Below are 24,156 nucleotides of genomic sequence, written 5' to 3' on the forward strand. Positions count from 1 at the left end.
CTGCCTTCGACTAAGCGGGCGTCTGCACCTAGAGTGTCGAGCATGGCTTACGACGTTGCCCGCGTACGGGGGTTGATTCCCTCACTCGGTGACGGCTGGATCCACCTCGATCCGCAGGCCGGAATGCAGATCCCGGACGCCGTCTCGCGGACGGTCTCCACCGCGTTCCGTGCCTCTGCATCTTCTTCCTCCGGTCGCCACGTCTCGAACCGTCGTAGTGCTGCCATTCTCGAGAGTGCGCGCACCGCGGTCGCCGATCTGGTCGGCGGAGATCCTGCGGGAGTCGTTCTCGGATCAGACCGAGCGGTGTTGTTGGCTTGGCTCGCCGAGTCGCTCAGTTCGCGGTTGGGCCTCGGAACCGGTCTCGTGCTCTCGCGCCTCGACGAAGAGGCGAACGTCGCGCCCTGGCTTCGTGTGGCCAGTCGCTACGGCGCTCAGGTGCGATGGGCCGAGGTCGAAATCGAAACGTGTGAGCTCCCGAGTTGGCAGTTCAACGATCTCATCACCTCGACGACTCGCTTGGTGGCCTTGACGGCCGCATCACCGGTCGTCGGTTCGGCTCCGAACGTCCGTGCCGCAGCTGATCGTCTGCACGAATTCGGCGGACTGATGGTGGTCGACGCCGTCGGTGCAGCGCCATATGCGCATGTGGACATGGCTGATCTCGGGGCGGACATCGTTGCCGTCAGCGCGCCGTCGTGGGGCGGTCCGCAGGTGGGCGCACTCGTCTTCCGCGATCCCGGACTGCTCGACCGAATTCCGGCCGTGTCGCTCAACCCGTACGCGCGTGGCGCCGAGCGACTCGAGGTGGGCGGTCATCAGTTCGCGCTGCTGTCCGGTCTCACGTCGTCGATCGATTTCCTGGCAGGCTTGGACGAATCGGCAACGGGAACCAGGCGTGAGCGCCTCGAAACCTCGATCAGCTCGCTGCAGGACTATCAGGACGGTCTGTTCGATCACCTCATGCGTTCTCTCGCAGCCCTGCCCAACGTGATGGTGATCGGCGGCGCACCCACGCGGGTGCCGACGCTCAGCTTCACACTCGAGGGGATGGCGGCAGACAAGGTCGCCGCGCACCTGGCCGACAAGCGCATCGCAACGGTCAGCGGTACGCATGGTGGTTCCAGGCTGCTCGACGCCCTCGGTGTCAACGACGAAGGCGGCGCGGTCACCGTCGGCCTTGCGCCGTACACGACGCGGTACGAGATCAATCAGCTGGTCGCCGAACTCGGCGCCCTGGGCTGATCGATCCCGCTCGGCTCACTTCACGGTGAGGATGACCTTGCCTACGGTTTCCGGCGAATCCAGCAACTGATGGGCTAATGGCGCCTCGGTGATCGGAAGTTCGGTCGACACGATCGGTTGAACCGATCCATCGGCGATCAACGGCCACAACTTCGCACGGACGTCGGCGACGATGTCCGCTTTACCGCCGGGGCCGGTGAGCGGACGCCCGCGCAGGCCCGTCGACGTGATGTTTCCGCGCTTTCCCATCAGCTTGGCGATGTCGACTTCGCCCTTGCGGCCACCCTGCATTCCGATGATCACGACGTGGCCGTCCATGGCGAGTGCGTCGACGTTGCGCCCGAGGTACGACGCTCCCATGTTGTCCAGAACCACGTCGGCGCCGTGGTTGTCGGTGGCTTCGGCGAGTGATGCTACGAAGTCGCTGTCGCGATAGTTGATGAGAATATCCGCGCCCAATTCGCGGCAGCGGTTCAATTTGTCCTCCGAACCCGCGGTAACTGCGACGCGGGCACCGAGGGCTTTGCCGACCTGAATGGCGTGGGTGCCGATTCCGCCGCCACCGCCATGGACGAGGAGGACCTGTCCGCGTCTTAAGCCGCCGCGCATCACGACGTTGGACCACACCGTGCACGCAACTTCCGGCAGAGACGCTGCGACACGGAGATCGACGCCAGCGGGAACCGGGAGAAGTTGTGTTGCCGGGACCGCAACCTTCTCGGCATAGCCACCGCCGGCCAGCAATGCGCAGACTTCGTCGCCGACGGACCAACCGGTGACGTCTTCGCCGAGTTCGGTGATCACACCCGAGCATTCGAGGCCGAGAATGTCACTCGCGCCTGGCGGCGGCGGGTAGAAGCCTTGACGTTGGAGCAGGTCGGCGCGGTTGACGGCGGTCGCGGCGACCTCGACGAGTACGTGCCCGCGAGGTAGTTCAGGATCGGGCTGCTGCGCCCATTTCATGACCTCGGGACCGCCGGGCTGATCGATCGTTATGGCGTACATGGATACGACGCTAGCGAATCTCCCCGCTGACGGGTGTTTTGCCGCTACCGTCGCGGACGTGACTTACTTCGGGAACATGCAGAACGAGATCTATCTGACGGGACTGAGCGGCGCGAAGCCGGCTTTGCCGATGACTGCGGCGGGCTTGGAAGATGCCGCGCGCGAGCAACTCTCACCAGAGGCTTTCGGGTACATCGCCGGTAGCGCGTCGACCGAACGGACCGCGGTGTCGAATCTGCGGGCGTTCGACAAGCATGCGATCGTGCCGCGGATGTTGCGGGGGACTGCGGCGCCCGACGCGCGCGATCTGAGCGTCGAGGTGTTGGGGACGCGGTTGGCCGCACCGATCCTGACGGCTCCGGTGGGAGTGCTCGGCTTGGTCCACGACGACGCCGAGGTTGCGGTCGGTTCGGTCACTGCCGAGTTGGGGATCGGATCGATTCTCTCGACGGCGGCGTCTTCGACCATCGAAGACGTAGCGGCGGCCTCGGGCGATAACTGGTGGTACCAGCTGTACTGGCCGGCCGACGACGAGCTTGCCGAGTCGTTTGTCCGTCGGGCGGAGACGGCGGGCGCGAAGGCTATCGTCCTGACTGCCGACACTCCCGGTATGGGTTGGCGTCCAAGGGATCTCGAGCTCGGTCACCTGCCGTTCCTGCAGGCGAAGGGTATTGCCAACTATCTGTCGGATCCGGTGTTCCGCGCCAAATTGGCGACGCCTCCCGAGGAGAGTGCAGAAGCCCTGCAGATCGCGGTTCTCACGTGGGTGTCGTTGTTCGGCAATCACGCGGTGCGGATCGCGGATATCGCGAAACTTCGCCAGTGGACGACACTTCCGATCGCGGTGAAGGGAATTGTCCATCCCGACGACGCACGTGAGGCCGTCGCGGCCGGCGCCAACGGCATTGTGGTGAGCAACCATGGTGGGCGTCAGGTCGACGGGTCGATTTCGGCGCTCGACGCTCTCGGTCCTGTCGCTGATGCGGTGGGGCATGAGGTGGACATCCTGATGGACTCCGGAATTCGTTGTGGCGCAGACGTAATCAAGGCTCTGGCTTTGGGTGCCGACGCAGTGCTGTACGGACGGCCGTGGGTGTACGGGTTGGGATTGGCCGGAGCGGACGGAGTGCGTCATGCATTGCGCAGTCTCCTGGCCGACCTGGATCTCACCATGGGGCTGGCGGGGCTGGCATCGGTCGCCGAAATCGATTCCTCGATCCTCATGTCCAATTCGTGACTTTAGGGTGAGTCTTACTGTGACGGGCGGACACAGGTCTAAACTTGGAACCTGTGACAGCTGAAGCGACAACCGAGGAGACCTCGCAGGCGGCGCACGGTGAGACACCGTGGCTGACGCCATGCGAGATGCGTGCATGGCGCGGCTACATGGACGGTAATCAGCGCCTCATGGAGGTTCTCAACCGCGAACTGCAGGATTCACACGACCTGTCGTTGGCCGATTACCGCATTCTGGTCATGCTCTCGGAGTCAGCTGACGGGTCGTTGCGGATGAGTGACCTGGCAGACGGCGTGCTGTCTTCGCGCAGCCGCCTCACGCACCAGATCCGGCGGATGGAATCTCAGGGCATCGTCGTGCGCGACACTTGCGTCGAAGATGGTCGCGGCGTACTTGCGCGGATCACGGAAGAGGGTAGGCGTCGCCTCGCCGAGGCGGCACCTACTCACGTGGCCGGAGTGCGGAACAATCTGGTCGATCTGCTGACTCCCCAGGAACTGGACGTGCTGGCAGACGTCTTCGAGAAGGTCGACAAAGCCATCGGCGAGCGCTGACGTCGGAGCCGTTTTCGCGGTCCGCGGGAACACCCGATAGGATCGCCCACGGAAGCGTGGCAGAGCGGCCGAATGCACTCGCCTTGAAAGCGAGCGTGGCGTTAAACCCACCGGGGGTTCAAATCCCTCCGCTTCCGCCAAAGCAAAGGCTCTGACCTCGGACTTCGGTCCAGGTCAGAGCCTTTACTGTTTTCAGAGTCACACTGCTTGGGTAGTGGGCGTCAGAACCGCACGGTGAATACCACGTGGCGACGCTCTCGGGCCGCGCGCTGGAAAAAGTCCGCCACTTCCTGAAGCCAGCCCCAGGCGTACCCGCGCTCGTCGGAGCCGTACTCCGGGTTGCGGTCGTCGAGCGGCATCGCGTCGTAGCGCACGCCGAACTCGGATTCGGTGATTTCCGCCAGGTACGAGGAAACTTCGGCGACCCGATCGGGTGCCAGGTAGGTGAAGAGTTGGTCGTCGGTGTCGGTGTTGAGGTCTTCGTCCCCCAAGATCACGCCGTAGGCCGGCCAGTTCTCGGACACGCGCTCGTACCCCGTGCTGGAGAGGGCGCACAGGATCGGATCCCACGCCTTGTCCGTGTCGCACGAGAACTCGGATCGGCCCGTCTCCTCGATGTCCTCGACCACAGCGCCGAGTTGTCGTCGTCGCCGCGCGCGTCCAGAAGTTCCGCTGCCACGCTGTCTGACAGCGCGAAATGCACCCCAAGTTCCATGGCGTGATGCTAACGGCCGACCTTGCCGGCGTCCCCGCCCTCACTACAAGGCGAATCGCCTTAGGTAACGATCCTGCTCTGCCTCCGACCGAAGTTACCCATGGTGGGCCTGCTGTCATACATACTTCATCGGTGATTCCGACAAAACGGACCGGCCTTTCTGTTGTATCGCTGGTGATCCTCGTCGTCGCGGGGTTGCTGGTCGCAGCCCCTGCCAGCAGCGCCGCGCCGCCGCCTGACTGGAAATACACAATGGTGGCGTTCAGCAATGCCAGCGACCGTGACATGGATGTCTACGAGTCGGCCGACGGCACCGGCTTTCAGCTCGTCCAGCAGTCGGCGTACAGGCCGCCATCTGGGCTCGTGCGTGATCCGAGCATCTTCCGGAACACGGACGGGTTGTACTACCTCACCTACACGACGGGTGGTGGGGCGAATATCGGGTTCGCACGCAGCAGCGACCGCATCAACTGGACGCCGCTGGGGAACTATCCGGTTCCGTTTTGCTGCGCCTTGATGCCTGGCACGGGAGATGGCACCGGTTCTGCGAGCCCCCCGGGCTTCTCGGGTTCGGCCGGATTCAGCGACGGACCGTCGCTGTCACCATTCGTCACCAAGGCCTGGGCGCCTGAATGGTTTGTGGACGGCGATCGCGTCAACGTCATCCTGTCGATGTCGACCGGTGGAGGATTTGTACCGTATCTGATGACGGCGTTGGAACCGTCGCTCCGGTTGTGGAGCCCGCCTGTTCCACTCGCCGGGATCGGTGCGGACCACATCGACACCACCGTGGTCAAAGTCGGATCGACCTATCATGCGTTCACCAAGAACGAGACGAGGAAGGTCGTCGAGCATGCGGTCGCTCCGTCGGTGACGGGACCTTATTCGTTTGTCCCGCCCGGGAATTGGGGCTCCCTTGTCGAAGGTCCGGCCGTGGTTCAGTTGCCGAGCGGCGACTGGCGGATCTATCTCGACGCCTATACCGAAGGAAAGTATCTCTACTCCGACAGCACGGACGGGCTGAACACCTGGTCTCCGGTGCAAGAGGTTCCTGGGGTGTCCGGGACTGCACGGCATCTCGGCATCATGAGAGAACCGGCATAACTTTCGACCCCGAGTTGGTAAGGCTCTGATCAAGGACTCCGGTCTTGGTCAGAGCCTTTTCTCGTACCTGCGTACTACTTGTGTGCGTCGCCTGCGCGAATCAGTGATTGACAAGCTAACGATGCGATGCCGTTGGGTCCGACGAGTTCGCGCCGACCATGAAGTGAGTATCTCCGCGTGAGCTGTGCAGAGTTGCGCTCCCAGGCCCCGCTTGGGCGCCGTACTTCACGATTGATTGCCAGGTAATGCCTGTTAGTTTCATATTCAAGTACGCGCACTGGCTTGATGCCCGCACTTTCTGCCTTCAGCTGCTCTGAGGCCCGCGGGATGCGGGTCGAATCCGATTTGCCGCACTGTTTCTGAGGGGTCTTCTCGTCCGTAAACGGTGACCTTGCTCATAGTGGGACCTAGGTCCTTTTCGCTGCTGATAAGCCTGTCGATATATATCTGTTACCGAAAGTTCACCCTAAATCCAAGATGGGGGAGATGGCGCGCTGGCGGGCAAACAGGACGATTGGTACCGTCCGGTAACTAATTCAGTTAGTTGTCGGCTACCGCTCTGGTTGCTGTGTCACGTGGAGGAGCAGTTCATGTCGATCGAATCGCAAAACGGCGTATCCCATCGTCGATCGAGGGCCGCGGTAGGGCTCGCGGCGTGTGCGGTTGCCGCGCTGTCGTCTGGTGTGGTCTTCGCAGGGAGCGCATCGGCAACGCCGACGGCGTTGGCGGACAAATTCGCGAGCACGGTCACCGATGACGGTTGGTCGTTGGATCTTGCCGCCACGAAACTGTCGGCGAACCCGGTGCCGAATCTGGCGACGACGGCGTTCACCCGTGAGGGGTTCGTGTCGGCGAAGGTGACCGGCACGATCGGTGGTGCGGGCGATTCGGCGGTGAAGACCGGATATGTCGAGCAGGGATTGCAGATCGGCTGCCAGATCGATGTTTCCTCCGGACTTGGCTTGGGGCTTGGCTTTTCGCTCGGCCCGTCTGTCGGTGTGAGTATTTCGGGTGTCCCGTCGGCGAACGTGGGTGTGAATGCGTCGGTGAATCCGAGTATTCAGTCGACGATTGCGCCGGGCACGATCACGACGATTCCGTTGGGGAAGAAGGATCTCGAGTCGTCGAAGGCGTCTATCACGGCAGAGAACGTGCACGTGAAGGTTGATGCGTGCATGGGGCCGGTGACGATTCGCTCGTATGCACAACTCTCGGTGTCGACGGCGACGTCGGACAACACGTTGTTCGTGTACTCCGATCCCACCTGGCTCTAACCCACGCAGACTTCGCCGGCGCTGCTGGCGAGCAATTCCTGATCCGTCCCGTCCCGGGGTGGTTACTCATCACGCTCACAAAGGAGAAATCATGAAGATTCGTACCTTGGCCACTGCCGGAACCCTCACAGCGGGTATCGCCCTGATCGGTGTTCTCGGCGCCGGCGTGGTATCTGCTGCAACTCCGATCGTGCAACCGGAACATGGCCGGATCGGACTTTCGCTTTCGAACGCCGAAACGGCGGCGCTGGCGGCGAGCCCGATCCCGGACGCCATCTCCGACATCGTTCCAGGCTCGCAGCGGTGGATTGAGCTCGCACCGGGCTCGGCGCTCACCGTCGGCCCCGATGGCAAGCTCAGCGCCCCCGACCGCGTAGTGATAGGCGAAGCCGCTGCCCATGCTGGTGGCTACGTCGATGTCTACCTGGCTGATCCGAACAACCCGGCCAACGCCGGGTACGTCACCCTGACCTACCAGTACTGGAACTGATACCGCGCCCAGCACCGGCGACCCGTTGTCCCCGCTCTCCCTTCCTATTTGGAGTTCCAGCCATGACCGTCAACAACGCCGAACGCCGCAGTGTCCAGTCGGAATCCACTGCCGTCGATAGTAAAGACGTTGCAGACGTTGATGACTGGGATCCGGACAGCGAACTCAGTCCACTTTCCAAGGCTGTGATAGCCACCGCAGTCGGACTGGGGTTGCTAATCGCGGCATTCGCGGTGATCGGGAAGCTCGCCGGCTGGGCGAACGACTACGGGACGATCCTGGTTTACCTGGCATTCTTCTTGTGGATGTCGATCTCCGGACGGTTGTTCTGGTGGGGCGCAGACAAACTCATCGCGCTACTCCGAACGAAGAAGAGTGACAATCGTGGTGCGCACCGGTGAAGTCCGGTAGACGACTTCGCCGGACTCTCGCGGGAGTGCTTGCCGCTGGGGCGCTGTTGACTGGAGCGGCCGGAGCGATCGGTGCGGGAATCGCACTCTCCGCCGCTCCGGCGAACGCGACGCCGGAAGAAGACTGCGCGGCGGTGCGGGCACGTGATCATCAGATCTACCTGAATCTCATTGCGTCGCTGCCACCTGGTGCGCCCATCCCGCCAGAGATCATCAACCCGTGCCTGAGTGCGCCGTCCACGACGTCGACAGCTGCGCCGACGACCACTGTCGGGCTCCCCGGTACGCAGGCTCCAGGCGGTGGCCCGAACGTCGGCGCGAATGCTCCGACGAACTTTCCCACCTACAACGGCACCCCCATCGTCCCTGTGCCGACGATCGAGGTTCCGCCCATTACTTCCGAGTCCCCGGCCTCGGAAACTGGTGTCGGTGCATTCCCCAATGCATCGGCATCAGCGGTTCCCTCACCCACACCCACCCCGGGTGAGGGAACCACCACCGATCGTGGTCCCGGACCGATCTCCACGGATTCGGATTCGAATACCGCACCGGCCCAAACGGTTCCGGATCCGGCAGCAGATGTTTCCACAACCGGGGAGGACTCGGGCCGTGACAGGTATCTCGAACTGGTCCTCGTCGGGGCGGCGGCGTTCACCGCTGCGGGTATGGGAGTGAGAGGGCGGCCGGGACCGTTCAGTGCGCGTGTGAGCGCGCGCCCGTGGGAGTCGGTTCTCTCCCAGGTAGTCGGTACGGTCGCGAAACCGTTCATGCCGTATTTCGTCGGCGGTCAGGACGTCGTGGTCATCCCCGACCCAGGTGGCGGACAACGCACCATCTTCCTCATTCACGACGAAACCTCCTCGCATGAAGCTCAAATGGTGGTCGACGTACCACCCGGCGGACACATGAGCATCAACGACGACGGGTCCGTCGGTGTCTACGACGCGAACGGAGACTTGCAGGGCACCGTTGCCGCTGCGTGGGCGTACGACGTCAACGGCGATCCGGTTCCCACCTACTACGAGATCCGTGACGGCAAGCTTTACCAAGTCGTTATCCCGACCCCGGGCGTCATCTACCCGGTCACCGCTGACGGCCCCTACGGCGGCAGCGACCCGGTCACCGGACGAGACATCACCGCTACACCCCTTCAAGGCGGCGGTGAGGTCGTCAACCAGTCCGGCGGACCGGTCATGGTCAACGTCCCGACAGAGTCCCCCTACAACGACGTCGGCGGGATCGACCCACTGGGCAATCTCGACATGGATCCGCCGACGCAGTCAGCACCGACAACGCCTCTGCCGTTCGATATCGGATCGCCGACCGACTCGGGCGCCGATACACCCGAGGGTACAGCGAGCGAGCCTCCGTGGAACCCACTCGACAACCTCGACATGGAAACGCAGACGCAGCCAGATCCTCCAATGGAACTACCATTCGGGATCTTTGACTCTGATCCCAACAACGGTCTGATCAGCCCCGCGCAGAGGGCCGCGAACCAACGGGCGCTCGCCCATGGCGACGTACCTGCTGACTTCACTGGCAACGTCCCTCTGACCGCACAGCAACAACTTGACGACCTGCAATGACAGGTGGATCAGATGCGAGACCGCGGCTATACAGATTCCGAGATCACGACTGTCTTGAGTAAAGGCAGCACCGCGCTCGGTGGCCCCGCCTCGGGCTTGCAATCTGCGGGCACCCTTGCGAACACTGGTGTGCATCATGCTGGTTCGCTTCCGAGCGCTGCGCAGGCCGGTCGGTCGGCGGCGGTGGGTACTGTTTTAAGCAGATTATCGGTGGCAGCTGAGGTTGCCTCGGGTGTCATCAAGTGGCGCGAAGGCGCGCCAAGTGGCGAAACTGTGGGAAATTCCGGTGGCGCAATCGCATTGGGATGGGCAGGCGGCAAAGGTGGCGCCGCACTCGGCGGGTTTCTCGGCGGCCCGATAGGTGCCGCAGTTGGGGGCGGAATCGGTGCAATCGGAGGATCGCTACTCGGGGCATATTTGGGTACCCGGGCAGGCCGATCATTTGATTGAAGCCTTAGACAATGATCGATCGTCCAAGAGAAGGGACTGAGACCATGCATTACCTGCTGATCGCTGCCATTGCGTTCTGCCTAGCCTCGGGGGTGCTGTCGGCGCTTGATGCCGCAGCAGGCAATCCGATGCGGGGCGCGATAACCTTGGCCGTTTCGTTGACGGCTGCGAGTGGGATGGTCTTCCTCGTGACAGACAATTCGACCACCCGGATCGGCGCTGTCGCGGGCACTGCGGCGGTCCTCGTTTTGCGTTTTCTCCCAAAGAGTTCCATATACCGACGACACACCGTTCCTCGAGCGGAATCGGCACCATGACCACCTTCTATGCGATTTGTGCGATTACCGCAGGGGCTGTGGCGTTGATCGTATCCACGCCCTACGTGATGTACCGCAGTCATGCGAGAACGATCTACTGGAGTTCGTCGATCCTGACCATCGTTTTCGCTTGGCTCACCGCTCCTCAGCGGTCGATTCTCGGACCTGTCCTCTTGTGCGGTTTCGCTGCTGTGTTCGTGGCGTGGTGGTGGACCCCCTTCCTCACGCGAAGGCATCCCACCGGATTCAACGATGTTTTCGGTGCTTGGCTGACACGGGCGCTCTACCGCGAGCAGAAGGATGCACCTCCGGTAAACAGGTACGACAAACTGCACTACAAAGACACTGACCGCCAAGCACGAGATACCGATTCTGACGGAAATCAGGTCAACACCTGAGCCGGCGCGTAGAGCGCTTTGACGTGATGTCCTCAATACCCCCACGTGGCACGTGCCTCGGATCCAGTCTCCAAAGAGCAGATGATCAATTTGTCTGACCAGAAGGGATCTCGAGGTCATGATCGGTTTCGGGGGGTACCTCACGCACCGACTCGTTCTCCTGCACCTTTGCCGACGAATCGCTGATTGCGCTGGCGTTAAGGGTCGTACGGGGGCAGGCCGATATCTGGGCCTCTCGTGTCACCGTGCTCTACCACCGGACCGAATCATCGCCTCAGCGCAACGTACCCGGCGACGCGATCGTGGGCAGTTGCACCTACTTCGGCCTTGAGTTGCTGATCGACGAAACACAACTCCCACCCCAGGGTGGAGGCTTTTCCGTACGGGAACAGAACGATCGTCATCCAGCGTGATCCAAGCGCCCTGTGGGCCGCCGACGATATCCTAAGCATCCGCGCTGCAGCAAGATTGCCGACCGGGACGACCGGAGGTGCGTCTACCCAAGGTTCACGAGGGCTCTGGCACCCTAGACGTGACACCAGGCGTTCCCGCCCAGCTCACGAATGTGATGGCGTCTCCATCTTCCCCTGACGTGGTGACGACCGCCGAGCGTGGGCTCCTAAGTTCAATGGTTGGAAAGGACGGGGCGATGAGCTTTTTCGGGCGGCGGCCGACAGTGGGGGGTATTGGGGCACGCGGGTGCAGTCGAGTCAGGAAGTGGCGCAGACGATGCGCGCTTTCCTCGACGACCTGGAAGCGATCGACCCGGAGTTGGCGTTGTCGTTGGTCTCGACTGCCGAGTTCGACAAGGTGCCAGCAGATCTCAGTGTGGACGGGTTGGTGCGAATCTTCGAGCATTCCCGCTCGAAGGAGATGGGGTATTCGGACACCCCGGGGCCGGGCTACGACGTCGACTTGTCGCCGGAAGACGGGACCGCGCGCCGGGTCGGTGCCTGGGTCGGCGGGCTGGAAACCAGTGCTCCCAACAGTGTCCGGGTGTCGTTGCCGACGGAGAAGCAGCTCACCGACAGCACCCGGCAGCTGCTCGACCCTGACATCGGAGACGCGATCATGAAAGTTATCGTCAAGCATTGGGAACCGGATCGAGCTCGGTGGAGCATCGGCGACTACATAGATCTTCAGAATCGGTCGAAAGGTGAGGTCGAGGTGGGATGGGATACATATTTCCATTCCGGAGTTACGTTCGATCGCAGCGCGCTGCCCCAGTCTGCGGTGGTAGAGGATCTGCTCAATGGCACGTTGATTCGGTTGGGGGACAAGCCTATGCAGGTTGATGCCGCCGACATTGTGGCGGTGCGGGCGGCGTTGGGTCACCCGGTGTAGGCCCCGCAATGGGTCCGGAGTTCACCATTGCATCAGACGTCGAGAAATGTGTTAACCGGATGGCCTGCTTCGCCTTTCGATAGTATCGTCAGATGGCACTCCGAACCGACTTGCTCGCGTGGCTCCTCGATTCGGATCCAGCGATTCGGTGGCAGGTGGAGCGCGACCTGCTGAACGAAGCGCCCACTGTGTGGGCGGCGACGCGCGCATCGATCGCTACCAAAGGATTTGGTGCACGCCTGCTTTCATTGCAGGATCGAGACGGCCAATGGGCGGCTGGCGCGTTCTTCCCGGAAGAATTCGACTTCGCGGGACCCGAAGCAGCAGAACAAGGTCCGCAACCCTGGACGGCAACAACCTGGACGCTCAACTCCTTGCGTGAGTGGGGCCTCGACGCCAGTGTTCTGCGGGAGCGTCGTACCGCAGAACTGCTCGCGGAGAACTGTCGCTGGGAGTACGAGGGCCGGCCGTACTGGGACGGCGAGGTCGATTGCTGCATCAACGCCTGGACGGTGGCAAACGGTGTGTGGCTCGACATGCGTGTTGATGAACTGGCTGATTGGTTTGTGCAGCATCAACTTCCGGATGGCGGGTGGAACTGCGAGTGGATCGAAGGTTCGACGCGATCGTCGTTTCATTCGACCCTCAATTCACTCAAAGGGCTTCTCGCGTACGAGATCGCGACCGGGGGAACAAAGGAGACGTGCGCGGCTCGACGATCCGGTGAGGAATTCTTGCTGCAGCGCGGTCTGTTCCGGCGACTCTCGACCGGCGAACCGGTGGGGCCCTGGGTCGGCCGGTTCGCGTACCCGTTCCGGTGGCGTTACAACGTGCTCAACGCAGCCGACTACTTCCGTGAAGCGTCGTTGTCGTATGGAAATGAGCCTGATCCGCGAATGGCGGACGCGATCGAGATGATCCGGGCCGCTCGAGCCTCGGATGGGACGTGGCTCCAGGCCGGTCGCCAACCGGGGCGGGTATGGTTCGAGGTCGACACAGAGGCGGGGGAGCCGTCGAAGTGGCTGACTTTGTCCGGCATCCGAGTGCTCGCCTGGTGGGATCAATCCTCCCCTCTAGGTTCCGCATAACAAAAGAGTTACAGCGAGAGTTTTTTCACCTTTAAAGGTTATTGAAAGGTGATCTTCGACTTTCCGGTCGAAATATCCAGTACGGATGAAGAACATATTAACGACAGGATTGCCCTCAGTGCGGTGAAGGTTAATCATCTGAACAGGTGAGAAGATGTTCGGTGAAATTACCTACCCGATTGGATAGGCGGGTCACCGACGTTGGTAATCAAATAGGGCGCTCGCGGCTGTCTTGGTTAGGGAGCTAAGTCCCGAGCTGGAAATGGCATTTCTGCTTCGAAAGTGTCGCTCACCTGCGGCTACGTTCCCCATTTTGCAAGACTTAAACCACTTTCGGCGAGAATTGGTCCCGCAATTGTAGGTTGTGGAGCGTCCGCAATGTTTAGGCAAAGTCCCATCTTTTCCCAGAACAATGCTCTACTAAACGTGAAAACCGGATGTTCCCCCGATTTTGCTGAGAAGGTGCAACTATGGGGCGTAGCGTAACTGTCGCAGCGAACCGGAACATCGCGAATTGCTGCTCTAACCAATGACTTTGTTCAGGTCCGAATAATGCTCGGAGGTCGTCGATGTCGATGGAAATGGTGTTAGCCGAAGCAGTGATAGACAGTGGGGACACGGCATGGGTGCTGATCTCCGCGGGCCTGGTTCTGTTCATGGTTCCCGGACTCGCCTTCTTCTACGCCGGTCTGGTGCGTGGTAGCAGTGCGCTCGTCATGTTGCAGCAGAACCTCGTCCCACTCGGACTCGTCTCGATTACCTGGGTCGTGTTCGGATACAGCTTCGCGTTCAGTGGAGACTGGGGTTCCGGCTTCCTCGGTGACCTCAAATTGTTCGGCTTGCAGGACATACACACTGCCGCCGCCCCGGGCTTCCACCTGATCGAAGGTGCAGTCGCGGTACCGACTCTGGCGTTCGTGGTCTATCAGATGATGTTCGCGATCATCACGCCCGCGCTGATCACCGGTGCGACCGCAAACCGGCTCAAGCCCTTGGGCTGGGCCGTTCTGCTCGTGCTGTGGTCGATCATCGTCTACCCCCCGATTGCGCACTGGCTCTTCAATCCCGAAGGCTGGTTGGCGCTCCGCGGAGCTCAGGACTGGGCCGGCGGAATTGTCGTCCACGCATCCGCCGGCGCCGCCGCCCTGGCAATCTTGCTGGTGGTAGGTAAACGTCCGGGATGGCCCAACGCCGAGGCAGTCCCGCACTCGGTGCCTCTGGCGTTGATCGGCGCAGGCATCCTGTGGTTCGGCTGGTTCGGATTCAACGCAGGCGACGGATTGGCCGCCGATGGTGTTGCGGCACAAGCCTTGATGAACACTCACATCGCCGCAGCGGGCGGCATGGTCGTCTGGCTCGTCATCGAAAGGTATACCGAGGGCAAGGCCACGGCGATCGGTGGAATCACCGGCGCGGTAGCCGGTCTCGCGACCGTCACCCCCTGCGCCGGCTTCGTCAGCACCTTCTCCGCGTTGGCGATCGGCGCGCTTGCCGGACTGGTCTGCCACTTCGCGCTCGCGCTCAAGTCGATCTTCAAGTTCGACGACGCGCTCGACGTCATCGCGGTCCACTTCATCGGCGGCATCCTCGGTTCACTCCTTCTCGGTTTGTTCGGCGAAAAGGCGATCAATTCGATCGGCCGCGACGGACTCTTCTTCGGCGGCGGCGCCGGACTACTCGGCGAGCAGGCGTTGGCGTTGATCGTCGTCATCGCTTTCTCGTTCGTGGTGACCTGGCTGATCGCCACAGGCATCGAGAAGACCATCGGTCTCAAGCTGGCCCCGAAAGACCAGGTGGACATCGACCGTCGTCAGCAAGGCATGGACGCATACCGCTACAACGCCGCGTTCGTCGACGCCGGTGGTGCGCCGCAGACCAGCGGGTTCGACTCGGGGGTCCTGGTCGAGGGGACAAAACTTGTTCCGAACCTCGCCGCCCCGAAGCACGAACTCATCACCGCGGTATTGCAGACCATCGAGTCCGAGAAGCTTCGGGAGGCGCTGCTGGCTGCCGGAGCGGAGTCGATAGTCGTATCGGAAGCGCATGTCTCCGCGAGTGACTCGGCCTCGCTCAAGTTCCGCGGACAACGCAACGACGTCGTGTTCACCGAGCGGTTGCGTGTCGAGGTGTTGGTCGCCTCGGAACATGCCCAGGCGGTTCTGGACGCGATCAACGAGTACTCGGGCGGCAGGAGGAGCGGTTTTGTCCAGCAAGCGGCCGAACCACTCACCGAAGCGACGGAACAGGGGAGCTGACATGTATTCGACGACAGGGAGTTACCGCATGATCGACAAGGAGCGTTCGGAATGCATCTGACACCGCGAGAACTCGACAAGCTGACAATTCTCATGTTGGCGGATGTCGCACTGAGGCGAAAGGCAAAGGGGCTCAGACTCAACCATCCGGAGTCCGTCGCAGTCATCACTGCAGCCGCTCTGGAGGGAGCTCGGGAGGGCAAGACTCTCGAGGAGGTCATGGCCGACGCATCGCACGCCTTGACGGTCGACGACGTGATGGAAGGTGTCGCGGAGATGATTCCGCGTGTGCAGGTCGAGGCGGTGTTCCTCGACGGTAGCCGGCTCGTCACCGTGCACTCTCCGATCCAGTAGCCCGACCGAGATGTCAGGAGCACTCCAAGATGGCAAGCAAATCGACGAAGAAGGATTCCGGCGGCGAGAAGAAAGTGCCGGTCGGCGGATACGTGTTGCGGGACGAGCCGATCGAACTGAACGAGGGCCGTCCCCGTTTGAAGTTGCGAGTCCGAAACACCGGTGACCGTCCCATCCAGGTGGGTTCGCACTATCACTTCATGGAAGTCAATCGCGCGTTGTCCTTCGATCGTGAACAGTCCTTCGGCTGGCGCCTCGACATTCCAGCGGGCACGGCGGTCAGATTCGAGCCGGGCGACGAAAAGGAAGTGACGTTGGTGCCGTTCGGCGGCAAGCAACGGGTTCAAGGCTTCAACGGACTTGTCGACGGTTGGGCGCCGACCCACGCCGCCTACCGCCCTCGGCTTCCCGGAGCCGTCCAGCGTGCCGAAGAACTCGGCTTCCTGTCCGAACCTCAAACCGACTGATTCTCGTTCACGGCGGACCAAGGAGAGCGACACCCATGACAAGCATTTCGAGACAAGAGTATTCGGGCCTTTTCGGGGTAACCACGGGTGACCAGATCAGGCTCGGCAACACCGACCTGTACATCGAGGTCGAGGAAGATCTTCGAACCATCGGCGACGAGTCGATCTACGGCGGCGGCAAGACGCTGCGCGACGGCATGGGCCAGGATCCGGAGTCGTGCAGCATCGACGGTGCGCTCGACCTCGTGATCACCAACGTGGTCATCGTCGATGCGACCATCGGGGTCGTCAAAGCGGACGTGGGAATCAAGGACGGCAAGATCGTCGGCTGGGGCAAGGCGGGAAACTCCAGCACGATGGAAGGCGTCACTCCGGGGCTGACCACCGGTCCGGCGACCGACGCGATCTCCGGTGAGCAGATGATTCTCACTGCCGCCGGCATCGATCCGCACGTGCACCTCGTGTCACCACAACAGGCGTACCACGCACTCAGTGGGGGAGTGACGACGCTGATCGGTGGTGGTATCGGCCCGACCGACGGAACCAACGGCACCACCATCACTTCCGGTATCTGGAACATGGAGATGATGCTCAAGGCCAATGAGGGTTTGCCGGTCAACGTATGCATGCTGGGCAAGGGCAACTCGTCCGGGCATCAGTCGTTGGTCGAACAGATCAAGGCCGGTGCGGCCGGACTGAAGGTCCACGAGGACTGGGGCGCAACCCCGGCCACAATTCGTGAGTCTCTGCGGGTGGCAGACGAAATGGACGTTCAGGTCGCCATTCACACGGACACACTCAACGAGGCCGGATACGTCGAGGACACCATCGCGGCCTTCGAAGGCCGTACCATTCACACCTATCACAGCGAGGGCGCGGGCGGCGGTCACGCACCCGACATTCTGCGGGTGACGGGAGAGGACAACGTACTTCCGGCGTCGACCAATCCGACGTTGCCGTACGGCATCAATACTCAGGCCGAACTCTTCGACATGATCATGGTCTGTCACAACCTCAATCCCAAAGTGCCCTCCGATGTTTCGTTTGCCGAGTCCCGCGTTCGCGCCGAGACGATCGGGGCCGAGAACGTACTGCAGGACATGGGCGTCATCTCGATGTTCTCGAGTGACTCACAGGCGATGGGCCGCGTCGGAGAAAACTGGCTACGCGCGATCCAAACAGCGGACTGCATGAAGCGGTCCCGCGGGAAGCTGCCCGAGGATTCGCCGACGCACGACAACTTCCGCGTGTTGCGTTACGTCGCGAAGGTCACGATCAATCCCGCGTTGACGTTCGGTCTTTCGCATGTGGTCGGGTCGATCGGTGTCGGGAAGATGGCGGATCTTGTTCTCTGGGAGCCCGCATTCTTCGGTGCGAAGCCGAAGACGATCATCAAGAACGGTCTGATCAGCTGGCACGCCATGGGAGATCCGAATGCGTCGCTCCCGACACCACAACCGGTGATCTACCGGCCGATGTTCGGTGGATTCGGCAAGGCGTTGCCGCAGAGTTCGGTCTCGTTCGTCTCGCGAGCGGCACTCGACGACGGCATCAAGGACCGGCTCGGTCTCGAACGTCAGGTTGTTGCTGTCGAGGGGACCAGAACAGTCACCAAGCGTGATCTGGTTCGCAACTCGGCCACTCCGGAAATCAAGGTGGACCCGGAGACCTTCGCGGTGACTGCGGACGGCGTCCACGCATACGTCGAACCTGCCGAATCCATTCGCTTGAACCAACTTTACTTCTTTAGTTAGGGGTCTCCAGTGTCGGGAACAATCACACACACGCACGGCGCCGATGCGACGCCACACACGCACGGCGAGATGACCGCGCCGAGCGGAAAGCCGACGCGAGTCGACGCGCTGCTCGGGAAGGAGACCGACGAGGAGTGGGCCGGTCGACTCGACAATGCGGTAGTCGACGTCTTGTCGCTCGATCAGTGGGAAGCGCAGAAGAGTCGGTTACGACGCACCACGATCGGTGGCCGTGAATTGGCCGTCTCGCTCGATCGGGGTATTCAGTTGCAGGACGGCGACATTCTGCTGTGGGACGAGCCGGTGAACACCGTCGTCGTGGCGAGGATCAACCTCAAGGACGTGTTGGAGATCGACCTGAGCGCACTGGTCGACGTGACGCCCGAGAAGATGATTCAGACGTGCTTGGAGTTGGGACATGCCGTGGGTAACCAGCACTGGCCTGCGGTGGTGAAGGGAATGAAGGTCTACGTTCCGTTGACGGTCGACAAGGCGGTCATGGGCTCGGTGATGCGGACACATGCTTTCGAGGGCATCGAGTACACCTTCATCCCGGGCGCCGAGGTCATTCCCTACATCGCTCCACACGAGGCACGCCGTTTGTTCGGTGCGGCCGCGCGTGAGGGCGAGGGGCATACCCATGACCCTCTCGTCTGAGGGATCCGGGCTCAGCATCAACCGCGCGATGCGGATGATGCAGTTTTCCGATTCCATGTTCCCGGTCGGTTCCTTCTCGTTCTCCAACGGTTTGGAATCGGCCGTGGCGCAAGGAATTGTCACGGGCGGTCCGTCGCTGCGGGAGTTTGTGCTCTCGGCCACCCGTCAGGGTGCGACGTGCGACGGTATCGCCGTACTCGCGGCGCACCGGGGCGCGACCGCCGGTGACTTCTCGGCGATCCTCGCCGCTGATCATGCAGTGATCGAACGCAAGCTCAACGAAGAAGCACGCACGATGAGTACCCGGATGGGTAAGAAGTTGGCCGAACTCGGCGGGCGCTTGGCCGGTGAGACCCTGTTCAACAAGTGGTTGGCCGCGATCGCATCGGGGGAGACGCCGGGTACCTACCCCGTCGGCCTCGGAATTGCTTTCGCGGAGATGGGTTCTCCGGAGGAGGACGCTTTCACGGTCAATCAGTACGGTGTCGCGATGACGTTGCTCGGCGCTGCCCTTCGCATCGTCCGAGTAGATCACCTTGCGACACAGGAGATTCTGTTCGAGGTCAATCAGAGCGCCGGCCGTGAGTACGCCGCAGTGCGTGATTACGGACTCGACGACATGTCCAATTTCGCCCCGATGATCGACATTCTGGCTGCGGTGCACGTCAAGGCGCACGTCCGAATGTTCATGAACTAGAAGGAGAACGATGAAGAAGACAACGCGCATCGGAATCGGCGGACCCGTGGGTTCGGGTAAGACCGCACTCATCGAGGCGATCACGCCGGAGTTCATCAAGCGGGGCACCAGCGTTCTGATCATCACCAACGACGTGGTCACCACCGAAGATGCCAAGCATGTGCGCAAGGCTCTCAAAGGTGTTCTCGTGGAGGAACGCATCGTCGGCGTCGAGACGGGGGCCTGTCCGCACACCGCCGTTCGCGAAGACCCGAGTATGAACCTCGCGGCCGTCGAGGACATGGAGAAGACGTTCCCAGACACCGACGTGGTCTTCATCGAAAGTGGTGGCGACAACCTCACACTGACGTTCAGCCCGGCTCTCGTCGACTTCTTCATCTACGTCATCGACGTAGCCGCAGGCGACAAGATTCCGCGTAAGAACGGTCCGGGAATCTCGCAGTCCGACATCCTGGTCATCAACAAGACCGATCTCGCACCGTACGTCAACGCCGATCTCGGAGTCATGGATCGCGACTCCAAGGGAATGCGGGGAGACAAGCCGTTCGTCTTCACCAATTGCATGACCGGGGAAGGCATCAAGGAAGTGGTGGACCTCATCGTGCACGGAGTCCTCTTCGACGAAGAGGAAGTGGGAGCGAGCGCACCGTGAGCGCACCGCCCGTCCCGGGAGCATCGCGGGCGCTCCCGGGTCCGATCCCGACCATCCCGGAACTCGACCAGTACCAGGACCAACCGAAGCAGGCTCCGGCCGGCAAGGTCGGGAAGACCGGCGTTCTCGAGATGCGATTTGTCGACCGTGGCGACAAGACGATTCTGCGGGACATGTACCGCAAGACACCGCTGCTGGTTCAGCAGGCGCTGTACTGGGACGAAGCGTTGCCGACCATGCCGTGCGTCTACATGATCTCGACGTCCGGCAGTGTGTTGCAAGGCGATCGACTGTTCCTGACCATCGAGATGGAACCGGGTTCCCTCGCGCACGTGACCACTCAGTCGGCCACCAAGGTTCACCGGATGGACGCCAATCACGCGTCGCAACTCCAGAAAGTGGTGCTCGCGGAGAATTCGTATCTCGAACTGATGCCGGGGGTGACGATCCCACACCGCAACGCGAGGTACTACGCGCGCACCGACATCACGGTGGATCCGACTGCAACGCTGTTGTTCTCGGAGATCGTGATGTCGGGTCGCAAGTACCACGACGGCGGAGAGATGTTCGTCTACGACCTGTACTCCACAATGATCAAGGCGGAGCGTCCGGACGGGAAGAACCTCTTCACCGAGAAGTTGGTGATCGAACCGGCACGCTTCCCCGTGCGATACGGCGGAATCATGGGTGACCACGACGTGTTCGGCAATGTCATCTTGTTGACGCCGAAGGAGCACGCCGACGCGATTCTCGAAGAGGTAGTTCCGGGCCGTGACGGCAAGGTCGTTTCCGGAGCGAGTCGGCTACCGAACGACGCCGGTCTCATCTTCAAAGTCCTCGGTCCGGAGAGCGAACCCGTCAAGGCGAAGGTTCGTGATTTCTGGGCTCTGGTGCGAAAGGCAGTTCTGGACACCACCATTCCGCCCGTCCCGCTCTGGGGATGACGCGGATCGTCGGATATGGATCGAGGGACGTGCGATGACCACCATCACCAAACCCTGGGACGACGTCGCGGACAAGAACGTCGTGCTCAGATTCATCGACACCAATCTCAAAGGCTCCGGGCAGGTGATGTTCCAGGGCAATGCGCTGACGGGCCTGCTGTTTCTGGTCGGTATCTTCTGGGGAGCGATAGCCGCGGACACGATCACCGTCGCGATCGGTGCCGTGGTGGGTCTGGTGGTATCCACCGTCACCGGCATGATGCTGCACTCCGACGACGATTCGATGCGTATCGGCCTGTACGGATACAACGGAATTCTTGTGGGAGCTGCCTTTCCGACGTTCCTTGCCGGTGGCGTGATGCTGTGGATCTACCTCGTGGTGGGAGCTGCCGCGTCGACCATCGCGTTCCTGGCTGTCGCCAATGTCTTCAAGACCTGGGGCGTACCGGCGCTGACCTTTCCGTTCAACCTCGTCAACTGGTTTTTCCTCCTCGCGGCGTTCCAGTTCCTGCGGATCGAAACGTCGGACCTCAGCGCCGGCCAGTTTCCCCAGCACATCGGGGACTCGTCGGTTCATGCCGACATCACTTTCAACTTCCTGTGGGACACGCTGTTTCGCAACGTCTCCCAGATCTTTCTGATCAACAACACTGTCACCGGTATTATCTTCGTGATCGCGCTGCTGGTCGCGTCGCGTTGGGCGGCGTTGTTCGCGCTCATCGGTTCCGCGATAGCGATGGGTTCGGTACTGGCGCTGGGTGCCAACACCGTCGACATCGGGAATGGTCTCTACGGGCTCAGTTCGGTGCTGACGGCAATTGCTCTCGGATCGGTGTTCTACAACCCGTCGTGGCGTGTGTTCGTCTACACCGTCTTCGGAGTGTTGGTCACTGTTGTCATCCACGGCACGCTGGTGTCTGCGTTCGCTCCGATCAGCCTGCCGGCCGGAACGGGCCCGTTCGTCTTCGCGACGTGGCTGTTCCTGCTGCCGAAGAAGAAGTTCGTTCCCATCCAGCACGACACCATCGAGGGCGGAGCGGCCGAAGGCAAGGATTCGATCGCAAAGGCGAACGGCTAGACGGGCCGAATTGGCGAGGCGCCCGTACGCTGGGGCACACCGATGAGTTGATCCGATCGCCCCGCCACTCTCGAAGGAACGCACCTAAATGACAGACTCCAGCGCCCCTCGCATCCATCTCGGCCCCGTCGAGGATCCGCACATTGCCGACGGAATTCGCGGAGTCGGTGGGGTTCTCGTTCCACTCGCCGAGGCAGAGGGCGTGGTCTGGGTACATGGTCCGGACACGTTCCCGTCGTCGCTACCTGACTCGGTTCGTTGGGTGCAGTTGCCCTTCGCCGGGATCGAGCCATGGTTCGATGCCGACGTGATCGACGACAAGCGGGTCTGGACGTCCGCTGCCGGGGCTTACGCGGGCAATGTGGCCGAACATACGATGATGCTCCTCCTCGCCGGAGTGCGTTCTCTCCCCGAACAATTGGTGGCGCAGTCGTGGCGAAAAGAAGAGTTCGATCCACGGGTGGGCACCTTGCAGGGCTCGACAGTGGCGATCATCGGTTGCGGTGGAATCGGCCGTGCGCTGATCCCGTACCTCGCCGCGTCCAAGGTCAGAGTCATCGCCGTCACCCGCTCGGGAACCCCCGTCGAAGGTGCCTCCGAAACGCTCTCGGCCGATCGAACCGGTGAAATCTGGTCCCAGGCGGATCACTTCGTGATCGCAGCACCGTCGACGTCCGCGACGCGGCATCTGGTCGGCAAGGCTGAATTGGACCAGATGTCGGAGTCGAGCTGGATCGTGAACATCGCACGCGGCAACCTGGTCGACACAGACGCGCTGGTCGATGCTCTCGAAGCTGGTTCGATCGGCGGGGCGGCACTGGACGTCACCGACCCCGAGCCGCTGCCGGACGGGCACCGGTTGTGGAAGCTGCCCAACGCGATCATCACGCCGCACGTCGCCAACCCGGCTACGACGCTCACGCGTGTGCTGGCAGATCACGTGGCCGCCAACGTCGCTCGATTCGCTGCGGGTGAGGACCTTGCTGCGGTAATCGATCCGTCGGCGGGCTACTGAACCGACAGAACACGCAAATCCTCGAGACCGTCCACGACGGGAACGCGCCACGAGGCAAGCTCTTCCGGTCCCTGCTCGTCCCACAGTTCGAACAGTTCCGAATCGGTCGAGGAGATGGTGCGCTCCACCATCTCGATCAGCCAGGTGAGCCGTTCGCTGGTCAGGGCCGAGGTGAAGGAATCGAGATCGAGGTCCTGGGCGGCGGGGTCGCGTTTGCGATCGGCGCGCACGATCAACACCAATTCGAGCAAGGCGACGGCGATTTGGCCGCCGTCCACCTCGAGGTAGTCGTCCTCGAATGCCCACTCCACCGATTCGAAGGTGAAGTCACCGTGTCCGATGGACGCGATCAAATCCCCTGCACCGTCGTTATCGAACGGTCCCGATCCCCACGCGCCCACTGTCTACTCTTTTCCGATTGCCGTGTCAGCGCGCTTCGAGCGCGATCTTCGCTCCGAATCCTAGAAGAACTGTTCCGGTTATGCGCTCGAGTGCCTGTCGCACTCGGGGCTTCTCGAAGGTGCTACGCGCTCGCGAGAGAAGGACCACGTAGCCACTGAGCCACACGATGGTGATCGCTGCGTGGATGAGCACCAGCAGCGCAAGCGATGGTCCCGTCGGCCACCCGGCCGGAACCAGCTGCGGCAGCAGTCCGGTGTAGAAGACGGCGATCTTGGGGTTGAGCAGGTTGGTGGTGAAGCCCGTCTTCCACGTTCCGGCCTTCTGCGACCGTGGAGCGTCGGCATTGTGTTGCATCCGCGACGTCCGGCTCTCCCACAGTGCTCGCACACCGAGATAGATCAGGTAAGCAGCACCGGCGAGCTTGACGACGGTGTACGCCTCCGCCGACGCGGCCAGGATCGCCGACAGCCCGAGGACGGTCAGCAGGCCCCACACCAGAAGGCCCGAGACGATGCCGGCCGCTACCCGGAATCCGGCGGATCTGCCGGCGCCGAGAGCAGCCTGTGTCACGACGGCCATGTCGGGCCCCGGGACCAGGGTCAGTAGGGCGAGCACAGCTGTGGCGGCGAGGAGAGCGGTCAGCATGCACCAAGTATGAAGC

28 protein-coding genes and 1 tRNA gene are annotated in these 24,156 nt (G+C 61.9%); 23 read left to right on the plus strand and 6 right to left on the minus strand.

Features of this window, described 5'->3' with window-relative positions; genetic code table 11:
* Positions 1 to 42: 42 nt before the first annotated feature.
* Entirely contained in the window at positions 43 to 1,245 is a 1,203-nt protein-coding gene (locus GJB56_RS23640; RefSeq protein WP_007731767.1) for a cysteine desulfurase-like protein, read from the plus strand.
* Positions 1,246 to 1,260: 15 nt separating this feature from the next.
* On the opposite strand, the gene GJB56_RS23645 is transcribed toward GJB56_RS23640, so the two are convergent.
* Positions 1,261 to 2,250 carry an NAD(P)H-quinone oxidoreductase gene (locus GJB56_RS23645; RefSeq protein ID WP_007731765.1) on the minus strand — a complete coding sequence of 330 codons (990 nt, stop codon included), beginning with the start codon at positions 2,248 to 2,250 and terminating at the stop codon, positions 1,261 to 1,263.
* Here GJB56_RS23645 and GJB56_RS23650 point away from each other — a divergent pair.
* The 3 genes from GJB56_RS23650 to GJB56_RS23660 all read left to right on the plus strand — a co-directional run bounded on the left by GJB56_RS23650 (position 2,249) and on the right by GJB56_RS23660 (position 4,181).
* On the plus strand, positions 2,249 to 3,487 hold the full coding sequence (locus GJB56_RS23650) for a lactate 2-monooxygenase (protein WP_019746446.1): 1,239 nt from the start codon (positions 2,249 to 2,251) through the stop codon (positions 3,485 to 3,487). The two genes, GJB56_RS23645 and GJB56_RS23650, sit on opposite strands and share 2 nt — an antisense overlap.
* 128 nt (positions 3,488 to 3,615) lie before the next feature.
* Positions 3,616 to 4,041, plus strand: coding sequence for a MarR family winged helix-turn-helix transcriptional regulator (locus tag GJB56_RS23655; protein ID WP_020968140.1), 426 nt, complete (start codon positions 3,616 to 3,618; stop codon positions 4,039 to 4,041).
* Between the two features lie 50 nt (positions 4,042 to 4,091).
* Positions 4,092 to 4,181 (plus strand) — tRNA-Ser (locus GJB56_RS23660).
* Between the two features lie 81 nt (positions 4,182 to 4,262).
* On the opposite strand, the gene GJB56_RS23665 is transcribed toward GJB56_RS23660, so the two are convergent.
* A complete protein-coding gene (locus tag GJB56_RS23665) occupies positions 4,263 to 4,670 on the minus strand; it encodes a DUF1877 family protein (protein WP_230091060.1) in 408 nt (135 codons plus the stop codon).
* Between the two features lie 338 nt (positions 4,671 to 5,008).
* Between GJB56_RS23665 and GJB56_RS23670 the strand changes: the two genes are divergently transcribed.
* From GJB56_RS23670 to GJB56_RS23695, 6 genes are all read left to right on the plus strand, one after another.
* Complete coding sequence (locus GJB56_RS23670; RefSeq protein WP_003943973.1) at positions 5,009 to 5,860, plus strand: glycoside hydrolase family 43 protein; 852 nt, start codon at positions 5,009 to 5,011, stop codon at positions 5,858 to 5,860.
* A gap of 590 nt (positions 5,861 to 6,450) precedes the next feature.
* Entirely contained in the window at positions 6,451 to 7,134 is a 684-nt protein-coding gene (locus GJB56_RS23675; protein ID WP_020968149.1) for an MspA family porin, read from the plus strand.
* Between the two features lie 91 nt (positions 7,135 to 7,225).
* The gene (locus tag GJB56_RS23680; protein ID WP_113683460.1) at positions 7,226 to 7,624 is read left to right on the plus strand and encodes a hypothetical protein; all 399 of its coding nucleotides are present in this window, start codon (positions 7,226 to 7,228) and stop codon (positions 7,622 to 7,624) included.
* Between the two features lie 62 nt (positions 7,625 to 7,686).
* Positions 7,687 to 8,025, plus strand: a complete 339-nt coding sequence (locus GJB56_RS23685; protein WP_029254242.1) for a hypothetical protein — start codon at positions 7,687 to 7,689, stop codon at positions 8,023 to 8,025.
* Positions 8,022 to 9,623 carry a hypothetical protein gene (locus tag GJB56_RS23690; RefSeq protein WP_230091061.1) on the plus strand — a complete coding sequence of 534 codons (1,602 nt, stop codon included), beginning with the start codon at positions 8,022 to 8,024 and terminating at the stop codon, positions 9,621 to 9,623. Before GJB56_RS23685 ends, GJB56_RS23690 begins: the two co-directional genes overlap by 4 nt.
* Positions 9,624 to 9,833: 210 nt before the next feature.
* Complete coding sequence (locus GJB56_RS23695) at positions 9,834 to 10,073, plus strand: hypothetical protein (protein ID WP_113683461.1); 240 nt, start codon at positions 9,834 to 9,836, stop codon at positions 10,071 to 10,073.
* Positions 10,074 to 10,122: 49 nt separating this feature from the next.
* On the opposite strand, the gene GJB56_RS23700 is transcribed toward GJB56_RS23695, so the two are convergent.
* A complete protein-coding gene (locus GJB56_RS23700) occupies positions 10,123 to 10,305 on the minus strand; it encodes a hypothetical protein (protein ID WP_125461318.1) in 183 nt (60 codons plus the stop codon).
* Positions 10,306 to 10,386: 81 nt separating this feature from the next.
* Between GJB56_RS23700 and GJB56_RS23705 the strand changes: the two genes are divergently transcribed.
* On the plus strand, positions 10,387 to 10,788 hold the full coding sequence (locus GJB56_RS23705) for a hypothetical protein (protein ID WP_042950357.1): 402 nt from the start codon (positions 10,387 to 10,389) through the stop codon (positions 10,786 to 10,788).
* Between the two features lie 266 nt (positions 10,789 to 11,054).
* Here GJB56_RS23705 and GJB56_RS23710 read toward each other — a convergent pair whose 3' ends face one another.
* Complete coding sequence (locus GJB56_RS23710) at positions 11,055 to 11,192, minus strand: hypothetical protein (protein WP_154606700.1); 138 nt, start codon at positions 11,190 to 11,192, stop codon at positions 11,055 to 11,057.
* A 313-nt stretch (positions 11,193 to 11,505) separates the two neighbouring features.
* Between GJB56_RS23710 and GJB56_RS23715 the strand changes: the two genes are divergently transcribed.
* The 12 genes from GJB56_RS23715 to GJB56_RS23770 all read left to right on the plus strand — a co-directional run bounded on the left by GJB56_RS23715 (position 11,506) and on the right by GJB56_RS23770 (position 23,093).
* Positions 11,506 to 12,132: an Imm52 family immunity protein gene (locus GJB56_RS23715; protein WP_230091062.1), complete on the plus strand. Its 627-nt coding sequence runs from the start codon at positions 11,506 to 11,508 to the stop codon at positions 12,130 to 12,132.
* Positions 12,133 to 12,224: 92 nt separating this feature from the next.
* A complete protein-coding gene (locus GJB56_RS23720) occupies positions 12,225 to 13,220 on the plus strand; it encodes a squalene cyclase (protein ID WP_084324978.1) in 996 nt (331 codons plus the stop codon).
* Positions 13,221 to 13,795: 575 nt separating this feature from the next.
* Entirely contained in the window at positions 13,796 to 15,475 is a 1,680-nt protein-coding gene (amt, locus tag GJB56_RS23725) for an ammonium transporter (RefSeq protein ID WP_230091063.1), read from the plus strand.
* 51 nt (positions 15,476 to 15,526) lie between these two features.
* Positions 15,527 to 15,829, plus strand: a complete 303-nt coding sequence (locus GJB56_RS23730) for an urease subunit gamma (protein WP_020905830.1) — start codon at positions 15,527 to 15,529, stop codon at positions 15,827 to 15,829.
* Positions 15,830 to 15,858: 29 nt separating this feature from the next.
* Complete coding sequence (locus tag GJB56_RS23735; RefSeq protein ID WP_003943812.1) at positions 15,859 to 16,296, plus strand: urease subunit beta; 438 nt, start codon at positions 15,859 to 15,861, stop codon at positions 16,294 to 16,296.
* A gap of 35 nt (positions 16,297 to 16,331) precedes the next feature.
* On the plus strand, positions 16,332 to 18,050 hold the full coding sequence (locus GJB56_RS23740) for an urease subunit alpha (protein WP_003943847.1): 1,719 nt from the start codon (positions 16,332 to 16,334) through the stop codon (positions 18,048 to 18,050).
* A 9-nt stretch (positions 18,051 to 18,059) separates the two neighbouring features.
* A complete protein-coding gene (gene ureE, locus GJB56_RS23745) occupies positions 18,060 to 18,707 on the plus strand; it encodes an urease accessory protein UreE (protein ID WP_084324979.1) in 648 nt (215 codons plus the stop codon).
* On the plus strand, positions 18,691 to 19,404 hold the full coding sequence (locus GJB56_RS23750) for an urease accessory protein UreF (RefSeq protein WP_084324980.1): 714 nt from the start codon (positions 18,691 to 18,693) through the stop codon (positions 19,402 to 19,404). The genes ureE and GJB56_RS23750 overlap by 17 nt, the downstream gene beginning before the upstream one ends.
* A 10-nt stretch (positions 19,405 to 19,414) precedes the next feature.
* Positions 19,415 to 20,056, plus strand: a complete 642-nt coding sequence (ureG, locus tag GJB56_RS23755; RefSeq protein WP_007731713.1) for an urease accessory protein UreG — start codon at positions 19,415 to 19,417, stop codon at positions 20,054 to 20,056.
* Positions 20,053 to 21,000, plus strand: coding sequence for an urease accessory protein UreD (locus GJB56_RS23760; protein WP_020968162.1), 948 nt, complete (start codon positions 20,053 to 20,055; stop codon positions 20,998 to 21,000). The genes ureG and GJB56_RS23760 overlap by 4 nt, the downstream gene beginning before the upstream one ends.
* A gap of 34 nt (positions 21,001 to 21,034) precedes the next feature.
* On the plus strand, positions 21,035 to 22,078 hold the full coding sequence (yut, locus tag GJB56_RS23765) for an urea transporter (protein ID WP_060939557.1): 1,044 nt from the start codon (positions 21,035 to 21,037) through the stop codon (positions 22,076 to 22,078).
* A gap of 88 nt (positions 22,079 to 22,166) precedes the next feature.
* Positions 22,167 to 23,093, plus strand: a complete 927-nt coding sequence (locus GJB56_RS23770) for a D-isomer specific 2-hydroxyacid dehydrogenase family protein (RefSeq protein WP_029254254.1) — start codon at positions 22,167 to 22,169, stop codon at positions 23,091 to 23,093.
* Here GJB56_RS23770 and GJB56_RS23775 read toward each other — a convergent pair.
* Both GJB56_RS23775 and GJB56_RS23780 read right to left on the minus strand, forming a co-directional pair.
* Entirely contained in the window at positions 23,087 to 23,494 is a 408-nt protein-coding gene (locus GJB56_RS23775) for a DUF4259 domain-containing protein (RefSeq protein WP_020968164.1), read from the minus strand. The genes GJB56_RS23770 and GJB56_RS23775 overlap by 7 nt on opposite strands.
* A 25-nt stretch (positions 23,495 to 23,519) precedes the next feature.
* Positions 23,520 to 24,140 (minus strand): LysE family translocator, encoded by a 621-nt coding sequence (locus tag GJB56_RS23780; RefSeq protein ID WP_007731691.1) that lies wholly within the window; start codon positions 24,138 to 24,140, stop codon positions 23,520 to 23,522.
* Positions 24,141 to 24,156 lie beyond the last annotated feature (16 nt).

The sequence above is a fragment of the Rhodococcus sp. AQ5-07 genome (genome assembly GCF_009707305.1).
GTDB lineage: Bacteria > Actinomycetota > Actinomycetes > Mycobacteriales > Mycobacteriaceae > Rhodococcus_F > Rhodococcus_F erythropolis.

Coding starts and splice junctions, on each gene's coding strand:
- GJB56_RS23640 (WP_007731767.1), top strand. CDS start 43: ATGGCTTACGACGTTGCCCGCGTACGGGGGTTGATTCCCTCACTCGGT.
- GJB56_RS23650 (WP_019746446.1), top strand. CDS start 2,249: ATGGATACGACGCTAGCGAATCTCCCCGCTGACGGGTGTTTTGCCGCT.
- GJB56_RS23645 (WP_007731765.1), bottom strand. CDS start 2,250: ATGTACGCCATAACGATCGATCAGCCCGGCGGTCCCGAGGTCATGAAA.
- GJB56_RS23655 (WP_020968140.1), top strand. CDS start 3,616: ATGCGTGCATGGCGCGGCTACATGGACGGTAATCAGCGCCTCATGGAG.
- GJB56_RS23670 (WP_003943973.1), top strand. CDS start 5,009: ATGGTGGCGTTCAGCAATGCCAGCGACCGTGACATGGATGTCTACGAG.
- GJB56_RS23675 (WP_020968149.1), top strand. CDS start 6,451: ATGTCGATCGAATCGCAAAACGGCGTATCCCATCGTCGATCGAGGGCC.
- GJB56_RS23680 (WP_113683460.1), top strand. CDS start 7,226: ATGAAGATTCGTACCTTGGCCACTGCCGGAACCCTCACAGCGGGTATC.
- GJB56_RS23685 (WP_029254242.1), top strand. CDS start 7,687: ATGACCGTCAACAACGCCGAACGCCGCAGTGTCCAGTCGGAATCCACT.
- GJB56_RS23705 (WP_042950357.1), top strand. CDS start 10,387: ATGACCACCTTCTATGCGATTTGTGCGATTACCGCAGGGGCTGTGGCG.
- GJB56_RS23710 (WP_154606700.1), bottom strand. CDS start 11,192: ATGACGATCGTTCTGTTCCCGTACGGAAAAGCCTCCACCCTGGGGTGG.
- GJB56_RS23720 (WP_084324978.1), top strand. CDS start 12,225: ATGGCACTCCGAACCGACTTGCTCGCGTGGCTCCTCGATTCGGATCCA.
- amt (WP_230091063.1), top strand. CDS start 13,796: ATGGAAATGGTGTTAGCCGAAGCAGTGATAGACAGTGGGGACACGGCA.
- GJB56_RS23730 (WP_020905830.1), top strand. CDS start 15,527: ATGCATCTGACACCGCGAGAACTCGACAAGCTGACAATTCTCATGTTG.
- GJB56_RS23735 (WP_003943812.1), top strand. CDS start 15,859: ATGGCAAGCAAATCGACGAAGAAGGATTCCGGCGGCGAGAAGAAAGTG.
- GJB56_RS23740 (WP_003943847.1), top strand. CDS start 16,332: ATGACAAGCATTTCGAGACAAGAGTATTCGGGCCTTTTCGGGGTAACC.
- GJB56_RS23750 (WP_084324980.1), top strand. CDS start 18,691: ATGACCCTCTCGTCTGAGGGATCCGGGCTCAGCATCAACCGCGCGATG.
- ureG (WP_007731713.1), top strand. CDS start 19,415: ATGAAGAAGACAACGCGCATCGGAATCGGCGGACCCGTGGGTTCGGGT.
- yut (WP_060939557.1), top strand. CDS start 21,035: ATGACCACCATCACCAAACCCTGGGACGACGTCGCGGACAAGAACGTC.
- GJB56_RS23770 (WP_029254254.1), top strand. CDS start 22,167: ATGACAGACTCCAGCGCCCCTCGCATCCATCTCGGCCCCGTCGAGGAT.
- GJB56_RS23780 (WP_007731691.1), bottom strand. CDS start 24,140: ATGCTGACCGCTCTCCTCGCCGCCACAGCTGTGCTCGCCCTACTGACC.